At 62.0% G+C, this 13,988-nt stretch carries 16 protein-coding genes; 9 read left to right on the top strand and 7 right to left on the bottom strand.

Annotated features, from left to right (window positions below):
* The first annotated feature begins 350 nt into the window (after nt 1-350).
* A complete protein-coding gene (locus tag KPL74_08705) occupies nt 351-1,322 on the top strand; it encodes a GlxA family transcriptional regulator (GenBank protein ID QWT22072.1) in 972 nt (323 codons plus the stop codon).
* A gap of 78 nt (nt 1,323-1,400) precedes the next feature.
* Here the strand turns inward: KPL74_08705 and KPL74_08700 are convergent, their stop codons facing one another.
* From KPL74_08700 to cyoC, 3 genes are all read right to left on the bottom strand, one after another.
* Nucleotides 1,401-2,009, bottom strand: coding sequence for a hypothetical protein (locus KPL74_08700; GenBank protein ID QWT22071.1), 609 nt, complete (start codon nt 2,007-2,009; stop codon nt 1,401-1,403).
* Between the two features lie 123 nt (nt 2,010-2,132).
* Nucleotides 2,133-2,531 (bottom strand): cytochrome o ubiquinol oxidase subunit IV, encoded by a 399-nt coding sequence (gene cyoD, locus KPL74_08695; protein QWT22070.1) that lies wholly within the window; start codon nt 2,529-2,531, stop codon nt 2,133-2,135.
* Nucleotides 2,528-3,160 (bottom strand): cytochrome o ubiquinol oxidase subunit III, encoded by a 633-nt coding sequence (gene cyoC / locus KPL74_08690; GenBank protein ID QWT22069.1) that lies wholly within the window; start codon nt 3,158-3,160, stop codon nt 2,528-2,530. The genes cyoD and cyoC overlap by 4 nt, the downstream gene beginning before the upstream one ends.
* A 372-nt stretch (nt 3,161-3,532) precedes the next feature.
* Here cyoC and KPL74_08685 point away from each other — a divergent pair, with 372 nt between their 5' ends.
* Nucleotides 3,533-4,687: an alkene reductase gene (locus tag KPL74_08685; protein QWT22068.1), complete on the top strand. Its 1,155-nt coding sequence runs from the start codon at nt 3,533-3,535 to the stop codon at nt 4,685-4,687.
* An 85-nt stretch (nt 4,688-4,772) separates the two neighbouring features.
* Here the strand turns inward: KPL74_08685 and KPL74_08680 are convergent, their stop codons facing one another.
* Complete coding sequence (locus KPL74_08680) at nt 4,773-4,958, bottom strand: hypothetical protein (protein QWT22067.1); 186 nt, start codon at nt 4,956-4,958, stop codon at nt 4,773-4,775.
* A 240-nt stretch (nt 4,959-5,198) separates the two neighbouring features.
* On the opposite strand from KPL74_08680, the gene KPL74_08675 reads away from it, so the two are divergent.
* The 6 genes from KPL74_08675 (at nt 5,199) to KPL74_08650 (ending at nt 8,816) form a co-directional block, all read left to right on the top strand.
* Nucleotides 5,199-6,155, top strand: coding sequence for a GlxA family transcriptional regulator (locus KPL74_08675; protein QWT22066.1), 957 nt, complete (start codon nt 5,199-5,201; stop codon nt 6,153-6,155).
* Nucleotides 6,156-6,247: 92 nt separating this feature from the next.
* On the top strand, nt 6,248-6,526 hold the full coding sequence (locus KPL74_08670) for a UbiA family prenyltransferase (GenBank protein QWT22065.1): 279 nt from the start codon (nt 6,248-6,250) through the stop codon (nt 6,524-6,526).
* A 6-nt stretch (nt 6,527-6,532) separates the two neighbouring features.
* The gene (locus tag KPL74_08665; protein QWT22595.1) at nt 6,533-7,204 is read left to right on the top strand and encodes a UbiA family prenyltransferase; all 672 of its coding nucleotides are present in this window, start codon (nt 6,533-6,535) and stop codon (nt 7,202-7,204) included.
* Between the two features lie 81 nt (nt 7,205-7,285).
* Entirely contained in the window at nt 7,286-8,038 is a 753-nt protein-coding gene (locus tag KPL74_08660) for an SDR family oxidoreductase (protein QWT22064.1), read from the top strand.
* Nucleotides 8,039-8,047: 9 nt separating this feature from the next.
* Complete coding sequence (locus KPL74_08655; protein ID QWT22063.1) at nt 8,048-8,392, top strand: DUF3817 domain-containing protein; 345 nt, start codon at nt 8,048-8,050, stop codon at nt 8,390-8,392.
* Nucleotide 8,393: 1 nt separating this feature from the next.
* A complete protein-coding gene (locus KPL74_08650; protein QWT22062.1) occupies nt 8,394-8,816 on the top strand; it encodes a CopD family protein in 423 nt (140 codons plus the stop codon).
* 52 nt (nt 8,817-8,868) lie between these two features.
* Here the strand turns inward: KPL74_08650 and KPL74_08645 are convergent, their stop codons facing one another.
* Genes KPL74_08645 through KPL74_08635 form a run of 3 tightly spaced genes read right to left on the bottom strand, consistent with a single transcriptional unit; the run spans nt 8,869 to nt 12,381 of the window.
* Nucleotides 8,869-9,741: a DJ-1/PfpI family protein gene (locus tag KPL74_08645; protein ID QWT22061.1), complete on the bottom strand. Its 873-nt coding sequence runs from the start codon at nt 9,739-9,741 to the stop codon at nt 8,869-8,871.
* 15 nt (nt 9,742-9,756) lie between these two features.
* Nucleotides 9,757-11,919: a TonB-dependent siderophore receptor gene (locus tag KPL74_08640; protein QWT22060.1), complete on the bottom strand. Its 2,163-nt coding sequence runs from the start codon at nt 11,917-11,919 to the stop codon at nt 9,757-9,759.
* A 51-nt stretch (nt 11,920-11,970) separates the two neighbouring features.
* A complete protein-coding gene (locus tag KPL74_08635) occupies nt 11,971-12,381 on the bottom strand; it encodes a DUF2946 domain-containing protein (GenBank protein QWT22059.1) in 411 nt (136 codons plus the stop codon).
* 371 nt (nt 12,382-12,752) lie between these two features.
* Here KPL74_08635 and KPL74_08630 point away from each other — a divergent pair, with 371 nt between their 5' ends.
* Nucleotides 12,753-13,988 carry an efflux RND transporter periplasmic adaptor subunit gene (locus tag KPL74_08630; GenBank protein ID QWT22058.1) on the top strand — a complete coding sequence of 412 codons (1,236 nt, stop codon included), beginning with the start codon at nt 12,753-12,755 and terminating at the stop codon, nt 13,986-13,988.

The following is a 13,988-nucleotide window of genomic DNA, read 5'->3' as shown; positions in this document are numbered from 1 at the left end:
GGCCGCTGCCGCCTTCGGGTGCGACTGTCGGCCATCGGGCACGGGATACACGACTCTACGGGATGCATGCGGGAGACGATCGTCCCAAAAGCGACGTTTCACCCTCGCATCCGGCCATGTTTCGCCTTTGGGACCTGTGTGAAACGTGTGCGGAACGGACCCCGGACATGCCGCGGGAAGACACGGCCCTGCGACGCCCTTTGAGGGGTATACGTCCGACGTCCCGGGAAGCGACTACGCGACAATATGTCCCATGACTTCCTTATCCCTTTGTTGGTCACGACCACGCAACGACTTGCCGGAGCGGCAGGTCAGAGGTCCCGTTGATCCAAACCAGGCCAGGGGCTGACATGCACCATGTTGCCTTCGTTGTGTTCCCGGGATTCCAGATCCAGGACCTGGGCGGTCCGCTGTCAGCGTTTGAGAACGCGAGCAACCTGTCGGACGGCGAGCGATATTGTTGCCACGTTGTTTCGGAGAGTGGGGGTCCGGTCAGGAGTAGTTCCGGGCTTGTCGTGCTGACCTCCGCGTTTGACATCAGGACCTTCGACACCGTCATAGTCACCGGTGGTGATGTAGCGAACGAGCCATGTGCCCATCCCGCGCTTGCTGGGCATCTGAGACGCCTTGCGGCTCATGGCATGACGCGAATCGCGAGCGTATGCACTGGCGCGTTCATCCTTGCCGAGTCAGGTCTGCTTGACGGCCATATTGCGACGACGCACTGGCGCTATGCATTGCTTCTCCAGCGGCGCTTTCCTTCGCTTCGCGTCAGGAGCGATGAGATGTACGTCAACGACCGCGGCATCTGGACGTCTGCAGGCGTTTCCGCCGGCATCGACCTTTCGCTGGCGTTGATCGGCCACGATCTCGGTCCTGAGGTTGCCCGCGAAACGGCATGCCAACTTGTCTTCTGGAATCACCGTCCCGGCGGGCAGTCGCAGTTTTCCTCATGCGCCGAGATCGAGCCGGCGACCGTCCGGATGCGTGACGTGATGGCCTACGTTGGCACTCACCTCTCCGAGGATCTGTCGACGGAGCGCCTTGCAAAGATCGCAGGGCTGAGTGCGCGCCAGTTTGGCCGCGCCTTCCTTGCCGAGACAGGCAACACCCCTGCCAAGGCGGTCGAGCGGCTGCGGGTGGAAGCGGCAACCCCGCTCGTGGAAGCCGGGCACGAACCAATCGAACGCATCGCGGCGGGCGTTGGATTCGTCGATCCCGAGCGCATGCGCCGCGCCTTCATCCGTGTCACCGGGCATCCCCCGCAGAGCATCAGAAGGATGGCGCTCAATGCGGGGACGCCTTTGCGTTCAGCGGTCTGACCTGGCGACGACCCATGTGTTTGCTGCACCAGAGCCAGGAAATGGGAACCCCTGGCGGGGCACCCATTTCTTGTTGGGTCAGCCGGCAGGGGCCGGGTAGGCAGCTGTTGCGCGAATCTCGACTTTGAGTTCGGGCAGACCGAGTGCCTCAACGCCGATCAGCGTCCAGGCGGGGAAGGGCCGGACGAAATGGCGCGCCTTTACGGGCATGAAGGCGTCGAGATTTGCCTTGAGCTCGACGTGATAGCTGACGACTTCGACGAGATCGGCCATCGTCAGTCCCTCCAGACGGAGAATCTCCTCGAGGCGCTTGAAAGCAAGCTCGCACTGTTCACCGACCGACTCAGGAATGGTGCCATCAGCACGGAAGCCTACGGCACCCGCGATGAACAAAAATCCATTGGCGCGAACCGCGGCGGCGTAGGCCCATTCGTCAAATCCGCTGACGCTCTTGCCGTACACCGGATTGCCAGCCGGGATTTCGACAATGCTCTTGCTGGCGTGGCCGGCTTGTACCGGTGCTCTGCGCGTCGTGGGCACCTTGTCGACCCCCGCTGCTTCCACAGTCGCAATGCCAGACAGCCCCGCGGCGGCGGCGACGGCGGTGATTCCTGCGGCCTGGCTCAGAAAGGTACGGCGTTCCTGCACATTCTCGGACATAGCATTCTCCATGGTTGGGATGTTCACGCGTTGCGGTCCTGCCGTCGACGGCTCCCGCCACGCCTTGCGATCAATCTAGTTGTCGTCACCGGAACGGGGAACGACGCAGTTCCCTCGGTTCGCGCCAGGTGTGTCGCCCTCAAGCCGACCTCACGGAAGACTCCTGGCCTCCGCGGGGGTCATTTCGTGCATCATCCCGGGCATCATGTTCGTGTTGAGGTGGTACATCACCCAGATTGACCCGGCCAGTGTGATCATGACCAGGACGAGGGTGAAAATAAGCGCGAGCATGTTCCAGCCGCCTTCTGATTTCATGTCCATATGAAGGAAGTACTTCATGTGCACGACGATCTGCGTGGCGGCGAAGGCGGTGATGACCAGGGTCAGCACCCGGGAATCGGGAATTACCTTGGCCATCACAAGCCAGAACGGTATGGCGGTCAGGATCACCGCCAGTACGAAGCCCTTGAGGTAGCCGCCGAGCGTGACATGCGGGCCCGCTCCGTCTGATTCGTCGTGAACGTGGTGAGGGTTTTGGGGATGGTTCAAGGAAGGACTCCCATGAGATATACGACGGAGAAGACCCCGATCCAGATGACGTCGAGGAAGTGCCAGAACATCGACAGGCACATGATGCGACGCTTGTTCGCCGCGGTCAGACCATGCTTGGCGACCTGGGCAAGGAGGATGACGAGCCACAACAGGCCGAAGCACACGTGAAGGCCGTGGGTTCCGACCAGTGTGAAAAACGATGACAGGAACGCACTGCGCTGGGGCGTTGCGTCTTCGGCGACGAGCTGGATGAATTCATGGCATTCGAGGGCAACGAAGGCAATGCCAAACAACGCCGTGATCGCGAGCCATAGCATCATTTTTGCCTTGCGCTCTTGTTGCATGTGCAACAAGCCAAAGCCGTATGTTATCGAGGACAGCAGCAGCATCGCGGTGTTGGTGGCAACCAGCGGCAGTTCGAAGAGGTCCGCGCCCGACGGGCCGCCGGCGAAACCGCGCCCGAGAACGCAGTAGCACGCGAAGAGGACGGCGAAGATGAGGCAGTCGCTCATCAGGTAAATCCAGAAACCCAACAGCGTCGGACTTTCTGCGTGATGTTCTTCCGTCATCCAGAACTGGACATCCGGTTTCACGGTTGTGGTGGGTATCGTCTCAGGGCTAGTCATGGTTCAACCTGGGCACAGGGTTCGAATGGCGCTTGGGCATGTCTCGGCCATGGTGGTGGGGAGGGGCACCGCAGCGAGGGCGCTGGGTCGGCGCGCTAATCTAATCCCCGTTCTCGCGCCTACAAACGTCGCGTTTCCCTTCATTTCGGCCGTGCGACACGCTGTCGCAGCCTCCTTTTCCGCATCAAAGCCGCATGCGCGCGGTTTCACATTCTTGGCTGGCGCGTTATGAGGGAACTACGTCCCACGCCGCGCAGTGGCGGCTGTGTACGCTCTTTCGATCGGCGCGTTGCAGCCGCCGTATGGTTGTTTTGATGGCAGCGTGTTCGCCCCGCAGAAAACGTGCTAATCCCCACCCCTGGTACGGAATTGATGTCAAACCTATTCAAAGAATTTCGCCTTGGAGACATGGTGCTCCGAAACCGCGTCGTGATGGCGCCCATGACCCGTGCCCGCGCGCCGGGAGATGTTCCCAACGTCAACGTCGCGCTCTATTACGCGCAGCGGGCGACCGCGGGACTCATCATCAGTGAAGGCACGCCCATTTCGCTTGAGGGACAGGGATACATCTTCAATCCAGGTATCTACACAGCAGCGCAGATTGCCGGGTGGAAGTTGGTTACCGATTCCGTTCATGCAGTGGGAGGCAGGATGTTTGCGCAAATTTGGCATGTCGGCCGCATTTCACACCCGTCCATCCAGGGTGAGGGAACGCAGCCGTTGAGCTCATCGACGCGTCGGGCCCGGGGCGGGATGGCTTATGGGTTCAACGAACAAGGCGAGCCCGCGCTGGTCGGGACGCCGGCTCCGCGGCGCATGACCGAGGCCGATGTCGATAACGCCGTCCGTGACTTCGCGCAGGCCGCACGCAATGCAATGGAAGCTGGCTTTGACGGGGTCGAGATCCATGGGGCAAACGGCTATCTGATTGAGCAGTTCCTCAATCCGTTGGTCAACGACCGCGACGACCGCTTCGGGGCTGGTAACATAGACGATCGCCTCAGGTTCACGTTGGCAGTCATTGACGCTGTCGTCGGTGCGGTGGGGCGCCACCGCGTCGGGATCCGGCTTTCGCCCTACAGCGTTTTCCAGGACATGCCGCTTTATCCCGCGATCGACGAGACGTATTCCGCCCTCGCCAAAGAGATTGGCGCTCGCGGCCTGGCCTACGTTCACCTCATCGACCAGTCGCAGTTCAAGGTTGAAGGCTTCGACAGTGGAACCGCTGACACGGGGAAATCGTTCTTCGAGCTCGTGTCCGTGATGCGGCCATCGCTGACGGATACGGCGGTCATTGTTGCGGGCGGCCTGACCAAAACGTCCGCAGAGGAGCTCATCGACGGCGGCGACGTTGACCTCGCTGCGTTCGGTGCGAACTTCGTCAGCAATCCGGATCTCGTCGAGCGAATGCGAAACGGTTGGCCTCTGGCCACGCCCCATCGCGACACGTTCTACGGGGGCGGGGCCGAGGGGTACGTGGACTACGCCCCGTATACACCCGAGGCCCTCCCAGCGCCCAACCGATGAGCGGACGCCGTGCGACGGTCATGTGCCGTCGCGCGGCCTATGCGGAACGCACGGACGATGATCCAGCCGACAGGCCAACCCGGCCCTAAAGGCCGTCGCGTTGCTGCACCGCTTTGAGAAAGTCGAGAACAAGCACGAGCTGCCCGCCCGCAACGACCGCCTGTGCCGTTCTGCACCCCAGCGCATCAATCGGATCGTCGGTGTACCAGGATTCGACCCGTGAACTGTCGCGCTCGATGGCGGATGCAAGGCGAAAGAGAACGGCCGGCATGGCGTCAATATTGGTTCCACGTGGCGCCGGGAGGGGCCCGGTGCCGGTCGCGCTTGGTTCGGGCGGCCAACCGGCAGCCGGGGAGGGCGGGGCGACTCGGGGAGACATGCCGTGCAGGGCCTTGTTGGGGAGAGGGAAAGCTGTGGACCGACATTGTCGGGTGCTTCTCAGGGGCTTGGCAGACAGCGTGCCGTGCAGGCGGGGTGGCGTAAAGGACCGTGATCCCTTATAAAGGGACACATGACTCGCATCGCCTTTTTCATTTGCCCCGGCTTCTGGATGCTCGACCTAGCAGGCCCGATGGGCGCGTTCGAAGCTGCTTGCCTTGTCCCTGGGCGCCCCCTCTACGACCTGCGCCTGACCTCAGCGACGGGAGGGGACATCGTCAGCAGCGGTGGTCATGCCCTTGCCACGGTTGCTCATGATGCGTTCGACGCAGATACCGTGGTTTTCATCGGCGGAGATACGGCCCCGATGTTCGAGACGGTGGTCATCGAGGCGGCACGCGCACACGCGTCGAATGCCACACGGGTCGCAAGCGTATGTACCGGTGCGTTCCTTCTTGCCGAGACTGGCTTGCTCGACGGAAGGCGCGCGACGACGCATTGGGGCCTGGCGACCCAGTTCCAGCAACGTTATCCGCTCGTCCGCGCGGAGCCCGATGCCATTTATGTCAATGATGGACACGTATGGACATCGGCGGGTGTCACAGCTGGAATCGACCTCGCCTTAGCGCTAATCGAGGCGGACCACGGTCCCGAGATTGCGCGGCTCATATCCCGGAATCTCGTCGTCTATCACAGGCGTTCCGGAGGGCAGTCGCAGTTCTCGGAGATGTCGCAGATGGAGCCGGCGTCCGATCGGATACGCCGTGCACTTACCTTCGCCCGTGAACATCTGAACCAGCCTCTGCCCATCGAACGGCTCGCCGAAGCTGCCAATTTGAGTGTGCGGCAATTTGGCCGCGCCTTCCGCCATGAAACCGGCGAGACGCCAGCCCGGGCGGTCGAACGGCTGCGGGTTGAGGCGGCGCGTTCTCGGCTGAGGGAAGGAGCGGAGCCGGTCGAACGCATTGCTGCGGCGGTCGGCTTCCACGACCCAGAACGGATGCGGCGCGCATTCGTGAAAATTCATGGGATGTCACCGCAAGCGATGCGGCGCGTTGCCAAGGGGGCAATCGACGACGTGCGCGTCTGAATCGGGTTCGTCTTTGAGGAAGCTGTCTGCGCGACCCGAAACGAGGCAATTACGTCGTTTACGCCGGCCTGCCAGCAACGCAATATCCCGGCATGTGCCTGCCGTCCGGCGGCATATCCTGGAAAGCAGATAGTTTGGCCATGATCAGGGCGTATATCGAACTCACCAAGCCCGGCATCGTGCTCGGTAATCTCATTGCTGTGACCGGCGGATTCCTGCTGGGCTCGTGGACGAATGTTGAGTGGATGAAAGGAGCACTTGTCGCCATTGGCGTGTGCTTTGTCATTGCGTCGGCGTGTGCCGTCAACAACGTCGTTGACCGGGACATCGACGCCTTGATGGTGCGTACCCGCGATCGACCGACGGTGTAAGGAACGATTTCCGCATCAGCTGCGCTGTCGTTTGCCAGTATATCCGCCCTTGCCGGGTTTGGAGCGGTTTGCGTTGCGACGCAGAGCCCGTTGCCGGCCGTGCTCTTGCTCGTCGGGTTCGTTGTCTACGTCGGGCCCTACAGCCTCTACCTCAAGCGCAAATCGGTGCATGGAACTATCGCTGGGAGCGTGGCGGGCGCCATGCCTCCGGTGGTCGGCTACTGTGCATCGACCGGCGTGTTCGATGCGGGGGCAGCGGTCCTCTTCATCACGTTTGCACTGTGGCAGCTTCCCCACGCCTATGCCATTGCCATCCGTCGTGAGGCAGACTACCGCTCCGCCGGCATTCCCGTGCTTCCGCTTGTCAAAGGTATGCGAGCCACCAAGCGCCAAATGGTCATCAGTGTCGGTGCGTTCGTCCTGTCTGCCGCCTCTCTTGGTTACTTTGGCTATGCTGGTGCGGTCTACGAAGTGACCGTTCTTTCTGCCGGCACATTCTGGCTTTCACTCGCCCTGCGCGGTTTTCGCGCTCGGAGTGATGTGGCCTGGGCGCGGGCAATGTTCTTCTCGTCCGTCGTCATCGTAACGGCCCTTTACGCAGCAATGTCCGTCGACGGACGCCATCCCACCGGGCAAGCGACGGACGCCAGCCGAATTGACGGCCAGCCCCGAAGCTGAGGGCACCCGCGGTTCCCCACCAGGACGAAAACATCGTGTCGGCGGCACCGTCGACTCGCGCCCTCACCCAGGACGAACCTGATGCCACACGATTCCAATGGCTTCCAGCGGACCATGCTGCTCACGGGCGCAAGCCGGGGCATTGGCCACGCCACCGTCAAACTTTTCTACCAGCATGGCTGGCGGGTACTCACGGTCTCTCGCGCGCCGTTTACGGATGACTGCCCGTGGCCTGGTGGGCGCGAAAGCCATGTGCAGGCCGACCTGTCCGACCCCGCGTCTCACCAGACCCTCGCCGATAATGTGCGCGAAAGGTTGGGCGGCTCGGGCCTGTCGGCGATTGTCAACAACGCGGCGATTTCGCCCAAGCTCGCTGGCGGGCAGCGAATGGGAGTGGCCGACACGGTGTTCGAGGATTGGCTCACTGTCTTCAACGTCAACCTGTTTGCTGCAGCGGCACTTTCGCGGTTGTTCCTCCCCGAGCTCAAAGCCACGCGAGGCGCCGTCGTCAATGTAACGTCCATCGCAGGCTCGCGCGTCCATCCGTTCGCGGGTACGGCATATGCCTGTTCGAAAGCTGCGCTGGCGGCTCTGACCCGGGAACAGGCGTTCGACTTCGGGCGATTCGGCATTCGCGTCAACGCCATCGCTCCTGGTGAAATAGACACCTCAATCCTTTCTGCCGGCACGGAACATATCGTGAGCCAGCAGATTCCGATGCATCGCCTGGGCGATCCAGCGGAGGTGGCGCAAGTTGTCCTGTTTCTCTGCTCCGGGGACGCCAGTTACGTCAACGGCGCGGAGATTCACGTCAACGGCGGTCAGCACGTCTAGGAGCAGCCCGTGAAACCTGTGCAGTACCACGAAGATATTGTCCAGATTCGTCTGATGCGCGTTGCATCAATCCTGGAGGGATGCACGCTTCTTGCGCTGCTCTGCATCGCCGTGCCGTTGAAGCATATCGCAGGGTTGGCCATTGCGGTGCGTGTGATGGGCCCCATCCACGGTCTCTGCTTTGTGCTTTACCTGTGGACCCTGATTCGTACTGTTTCCGCAGGCGGGTGGCCAAGGTCAGATGTTCTGCGCATGGTCATCGCGGCGATTGTTCCGTTCGGTGCTTTCGTCAACGATCGTCTGCTGGCACGGCGCCAGCGGGCACTTGAACTTCTGATTCGGAATAGCGCCTGATATGTATTATCTCTATTGCAAGGCCCTGCACATCTTCGCCGTCTTGCTCTGGCTTTCCGGAATGGTCCTGGTCAGTGTCACGTTCGCCGCTCTGGCAAAGACCGAGCGGTCCCACACGAGCTTTTCTTCGGCTTTGTCGCAGATTGCGTGGTGGGACAGGCACGTGACCTCACCCGCCATGCTTCTTGCCTGGGCCCTTGGCTTGTTCATGGCAGTCAAGGGAGGGTGGTTCGCCCAGCACTGGATAGTGGTCAAAATCGTGCTCGTTGTCGGATTGTCCGCGCTACACGGCATGCTCTCGGGGAAGTTGCGTCGCCTGGTGCGGGACTCCACCCTGCTGCTCCCCAGGCAGCGGGGTGTCCTCATTTCGTTGGGCGTGACAACGCTGGTTATCTTGCTGCTCGTTGTAGTCAAACCTTTCTGAACACCTCCGCCCAGGTTGGGGCCTCTGTGGACGAGGCCCCCGATAAGCTGCGCTAGATGGCCAGACGTTTGCGGGCAGCGTCGACCGATTTGGCTGCCATCGCATCCATGTACACACGTCGTGCGCGTGCCTCTTTCATTCGGGCCGGTCCCGCAAGGTCAGGGTTCCCCACATTGAAGGGCGGTGCAGGAGCGTACTCGAGGATGAGCTCCGCACGCTCGGCGACCTTGCGCCCTTTTAGTTTTTCTGCGAGGACGAGGGCGAAGTCGAGCCCGGCGGTCGCGCCACCGCCAGTAATCCGGTTGCGGTCAACGACCACCCGCTCGTTGGTGGCGATTGCCCCAAGGCGGGGCAGAAGATCGCGCACACCCCAGTGTGCCGTCGCCCGATAGCCCCGAAGCAGTCCGGCGGCGCCTAGCAGAAGGCCGCCCGTACAGACGCTTGTGACCCACTTTACCTGCCTGCCCTGACTGACCAGAAACGCGATTGTCTCCTCATCGTCCATGGCGGCAAGCGTGCCCATGAGGCCGCCAGGCACAAACAATACGTCAGGCTGGCCCTTGTAGTCCGCGAAGGCGAACGCAGGTGTGACAGGGAGACCGATATCGGTAGGCATCGGCGTGAGGCTTTTTCCAACGATGTCGATGTCGAATCCGGCGACCTGGAGCATGGTCATCGGGGCGGCGAGGTCGAGCATGATCATCTTCGGGTAGACCAGCATCACCACGCGCGGTCGCGGTCCGTCATCCGGGAGCGGCGGCATGGGGTGATCGTATCCCGGTGCGGCGGGTACGCGCCCCTGCGCAAGGAGCGGGGGGCTGACAAACAAGCCAAGGCCGGCTGCGCCGAGGGCGACGAGAGCCCTGCGGCGGCCATCGTCAGTGTCTTGGTCAGCGTGCGGATAGGGTGCGTAGCTTCGGGTCATGGAAGGGCTCCGTGGTTACATGAAACGGTAGTCGACACTGAAAGTCGCGCGTCTGACGTTGGCGTAGTAACAGATGCCGGCGGCGGCACAGGCGGCGACGTACTGTTTGTTGAACACGTTGCTGACGTTTATGGCGGTTTGCCATGGGCCCCATCGGTAGCGAAGGGCGGTGTCCCAAACGGTCGCCGACGGTACGGGTAGGGCGTTGGCGGCGTCGGCAAAGCTCGAGCCGGTGTACCGCAGACCCGCTCCGAAGCTGAGGCCGTGAAACGGCCCGTGCGGGACGGCGTAGTCGGCAAACAGCGACCCGAACTTCTCCGGGGTAGCTGTTGGCTGATGTCCGACGCTAACGGGGATGCCACTGAGCGTGCGGATGCGGAAGCGGGTGAATGCGCCGGTGAGGGTAAGATCGCTGGTGACCCGGCCCTTGAGCTCAAGTTCGTAGCCACGTGAGCGCACACGCCCACCCTGAGTCTGGTTCTGCGGGAATCCTTGCACGGGACTTGCGATCAGGATGCCGTCACGCGTGAGGGTGAACACGGCCGCGGTTGCCAGAAAGGGGTGCGTCGTCGGCGCATACCTCACGCCGGCCTCGGTCTGGTTGCCGGTCTCCGGCCTGAACGGCTCGCCCGTGGCCTGCGCCGTGCCTACGACCGGCGTAAACGACGTGCTGTAGCTAACGTATGGTGAAAGACCAATGTCGTTGACGTGGACCAGACCGATGCGATTGGTGCTCTTGGCAACCCTGGCATTTGTACGCGTGCCGCTCGTGGCCGTCCGGTTTTCGAACCAGTCCCGACGCGTGGCTAGACTCGCAATCAGTCCATGCCCAAAGCGGACTTCATCTTGCGCATAAACACCGAACGCTTCGAGCGTCTGGCCGGAGGCTACAGGTTTGCCCAGTGGCGGGATGTCCTGGTGGTTGTCAGGGGCAAGGACATCGAGCGGCGGCGCGCTTCCCGATCGGTTGGCGCTTCTCAGCGCATTTCGGCTGAAGTCTGCTCCAATGGTGACCTGATGCGTCAGAGACTGCCCCTCGAACAACGTGCGCAGCTGATTGTCGACGGTGACGTTTTGCTGGTGGCTCGCGAGAGAGGCATCACCCCTGGCAAGCATTCGCGGGTTTGACGGCAGCGGGTTCCCGGAAAAAAGGCCGTAGAGGCCCGCATAATACAGGTCCATGTCTGCGTATCGCGCGTTTTGGCGAAATTCCAGGTTGCCGTCCAGATGCCACGTCAGCTCGTAGCCCGCCTCGCGCTGGGTCCGGTTGTAAGCGTCAACTGTGTGGTCACTGACGAAAAGTGTGGCAGGGATTCGTCCATAGCCCAACGGGGTAACGGTGCCGGCATAAGGCAGAAAGCCGGTGGGGCGCTCGGCACGATCACGTTGGTGGGAGACGCGTCCAACCACGGAGACATCGCTGGTCGGGGTCCACCCAACGGAAAGCGCGGCGTAAGCGCGATTGTCTCTCGCCGTGTTCTGGGTCTGGCCTTTTCGCACCGACCCGACCACCCGAAACGCCCAGTGCTCGTCGAGCCGCCGTCCAAAGTCAGCACGGGTATAGCGGGAATGGAACTGGTCGTAGCCAATGCCTACGGATTGCACCATGCGCCCGTCTGGTTGTTTGGTCGTGATGTTCACCAACCCACCGGGCCCACTTCCTCCATAGAGAACGGAAGCCGGTCCACGGAGGACCTCGATTCGTTCGATGCCATCGGCGGGCGTGGTCCACTGGGAGAAGCCGCTGTTGAGGAGCCTGAGGCCGTCCTTGAAGAGGCTGTCCGTCAGAAACCCGCGAATCTGGTAGTAATCGATTCGCGTGTCGCTCCCGAAGGTCTGGCTCCGTACCCCCGGTGTGTAGTTAAGTGCCTCGGCTAGGGTGCGCACATTCAAAGCGCGGATAAACGCGCCGTCGATGACCGACACCGACTGGGGGGAATCAACGAATGAGCCCGCCGCTTTTGTAGCGCTCGATACCGTCGCCTCCGGCAACCGCGATTCGGTCACCGAGATCGGGGCAAGGGTGACGTGGACAATGGGCGCGTCCTGGCCGACGGCGGGGACGGGCAAAAGTGCAGTGGTCAGTGAGAGGGCGAATATCGGACAAGCAAGGGCGCTCTTCGCGCACGCCCGCAGCCCCGCCGTCCCGACCATTGCCGGGGGGGATATGAAAGCCATGTTCTGTTCCTGAAGTGGGAGGACGGGGCGCAGCTCGGCAGCCAGCGCTGTTCAACCGGGCCCGGGCGGGCCCCGTGGACTCCTGGATTCATCGCGTGGAACGGAATGGGCATAGGTCGTCTGCCCCGATACGGGGTTGGGGCGGTGCTGTCGCTCCCACGTATCGACCCCATGGCTCATGCCAGGAGCGAGCGGTGCGTGTGACAGGAGACTGCAATACCCACAGACGTCGTGCGCATGACCGCTGCCTTCCGGAGCACCAGTGCGGTCATGATCGGCGACGCTTGCATGGCTTCCACACCAGGGGAGACCGACGCCCAGCTGAGACGGGACGCTGCGCATCACGACAGGGACGAGCGTAGCCAGCGCCATCGCAAGGAACGCGGGCCACTTGAACCAGCGGTGAGTTCTCCGGAATGGGCGCTTCATCTTCCCTGGTGTCTGGATGCCAATGTCAATCATGCCGTTGTCGCATCCCTCGAACGGCGCGGCAAGTTGCCGCGCACAAGCGTTTCGTTAAGCGATGTCGCCAGCGGCAGCGGTTTCGCCAGCTGCCGTGGGCGAAAATGAGGGAAGTTCGTCCTTTCGTCATTCAGGATGGTTGACCAAAATTGCCCAATGGGTCGCAACGTCGCGCTGAAGTTGGCGTATTGAAACCGCGCGCTCCGGTTCGTTCATCTGACGAGTCATTCCTGCCACGGGTTCGATTTTGGCACCCGCGTCCTTTGCGGGCGGAACCCTGCCTGGGACCGATCCGCATTTTTGCCCCTTACCTGACGAGAACACCTTCCCATGAGCCGCATGACCTCGCCTGCTTCGCGGAGCGTGACCGCATGAGCGCCGGATCCATCTTCCGCAACGTATCGCGAAACCCACGGTGGCGGCCCATCGCTTCGCTGCTGTCCCTGGGCGTCTTCGTCGCCATTGGTGTCGCCGTACTTCCAACGACAACGACATCGGCCGCAACTGCTCCGCAACTGCAAACCGTGTCGGTGGCAAAGCCGCTTCGCCGCGAGGTCACGCAATGGGACGACTACGTCGGTCGCTTCGAGCCAAGCCGCTCGGTAGAGATTCGGCCACGCGTCTCCGGTCAGATTTCGCAAGTGAACTTTGTCGATGGCGCGTTGGTGAAAAAAGGCGATCTGCTCTTCACGCTCGACAAGCGACCGTTCGAGGCGGCCCTGGCTGAAGCCAAGGGCGGTCTCGCATCAGCGCAGAGTGACCTGGCACTGTCAAAGGCGGACATTCTCCGCGCTGAGCATCTGGTCGGTGATGACGCGCTGTCGCAAGGCGAGATCGACCGTCTGCGTTCGCACCTCGGCGCGGCGACGGCCGCCGTGGCGAGTGCTGCCGCACGCGTCCAGTCCCGTTCACTCGATCTCGAATTTGCCAGTGTGCGATCTCCAATTGATGGCCGCGTCTCGGACCGGCGTGTCGACCCCGGTAACCTCGTGGCGACAGGGGATGGCCGGAACGGGACGCTCCTGACCACCGTCAACGCGCTCGATCCCATCTATTTTGTGTTTGATGCTTCAGAGTCCATGTATCTCAAGGCCAAACGTGCCGAGGATGCTGGCAAGGAAAGCGGGGTGGCTGACATCCGCTTGCAGGATGAGACGGACTTCCATTGGCATGGGCAGGTTGACTTTACCGACAACGGACTTGACCCGCGCGCTGGGACAGTGCGCATGCGTGCTGTCGTCGCCAATCCAAAGTTTTTTCTGACGCCTGGAATGTTCGGGAATATGCGCCTCGCTGACCGCGGCGCGACGTCCTCGCTGATGATCCCTGACACAGCCGTTCAGACCGACCAGGCCGACAAGCTTGTCCTGGTCGTCGCCAGCGACGGTACGGTCAAGGCGCAGCGTGTGCGCCTTGGCCCCGTCGTCGATGGCCTGCGGGTGGTCGAATCAGGCCTGTCTGGCGAAGAGCAAGTGGTGGTTAGCGGTGTGCAGTACGCGATACCCGGCTCCAAAGTCGTGGGCAAGTCTGTCCCTATTGTTCCTGTCGTATCGACAAGCCAGGCATCAGCGTCGCTCGCCAGCGGCGTGGCGAATTCCGTCCCCTGA

Origin of the sequence: Bacillus sp. NP157 (assembly GCA_018889975.1) — a bacterium.
Classification (GTDB): domain Bacteria; phylum Pseudomonadota; class Gammaproteobacteria; order Xanthomonadales; family Rhodanobacteraceae; genus Luteibacter.
Note: the sequence above shows the minus strand (reverse complement) of the source record. Positions and strands in the feature narration are given on the sequence as shown.

Bases quoted from the DNA above. Each gene is read 5' to 3' on its own strand.
- KPL74_08705 (QWT22072.1), top strand. From the start codon at position 351: ATGCACCATGTTGCCTTCGTTGTGTTCCCGGGATTCCAGATCCAGGAC.
- cyoC (QWT22069.1), bottom strand. From the start codon at position 3,160: ATGACTAGCCCTGAGACGATACCCACCACAACCGTGAAACCGGATGTC.
- KPL74_08685 (QWT22068.1), top strand. From the start codon at position 3,533: ATGTCAAACCTATTCAAAGAATTTCGCCTTGGAGACATGGTGCTCCGA.
- KPL74_08680 (QWT22067.1), bottom strand. From the start codon at position 4,958: ATGCCGGCCGTTCTCTTTCGCCTTGCATCCGCCATCGAGCGCGACAGT.
- KPL74_08675 (QWT22066.1), top strand. From the start codon at position 5,199: ATGACTCGCATCGCCTTTTTCATTTGCCCCGGCTTCTGGATGCTCGAC.
- KPL74_08670 (QWT22065.1), top strand. From the start codon at position 6,248: ATGTGCCTGCCGTCCGGCGGCATATCCTGGAAAGCAGATAGTTTGGCC.
- KPL74_08660 (QWT22064.1), top strand. From the start codon at position 7,286: ATGCCACACGATTCCAATGGCTTCCAGCGGACCATGCTGCTCACGGGC.
- KPL74_08650 (QWT22062.1), top strand. From the start codon at position 8,394: ATGTATTATCTCTATTGCAAGGCCCTGCACATCTTCGCCGTCTTGCTC.
- KPL74_08645 (QWT22061.1), bottom strand. From the start codon at position 9,741: ATGACCCGAAGCTACGCACCCTATCCGCACGCTGACCAAGACACTGAC.
- KPL74_08640 (QWT22060.1), bottom strand. From the start codon at position 11,919: ATGGCTTTCATATCCCCCCCGGCAATGGTCGGGACGGCGGGGCTGCGG.
- KPL74_08635 (QWT22059.1), bottom strand. From the start codon at position 12,381: ATGATTGACATTGGCATCCAGACACCAGGGAAGATGAAGCGCCCATTC.
- KPL74_08630 (QWT22058.1), top strand. From the start codon at position 12,753: ATGAGCGCCGGATCCATCTTCCGCAACGTATCGCGAAACCCACGGTGG.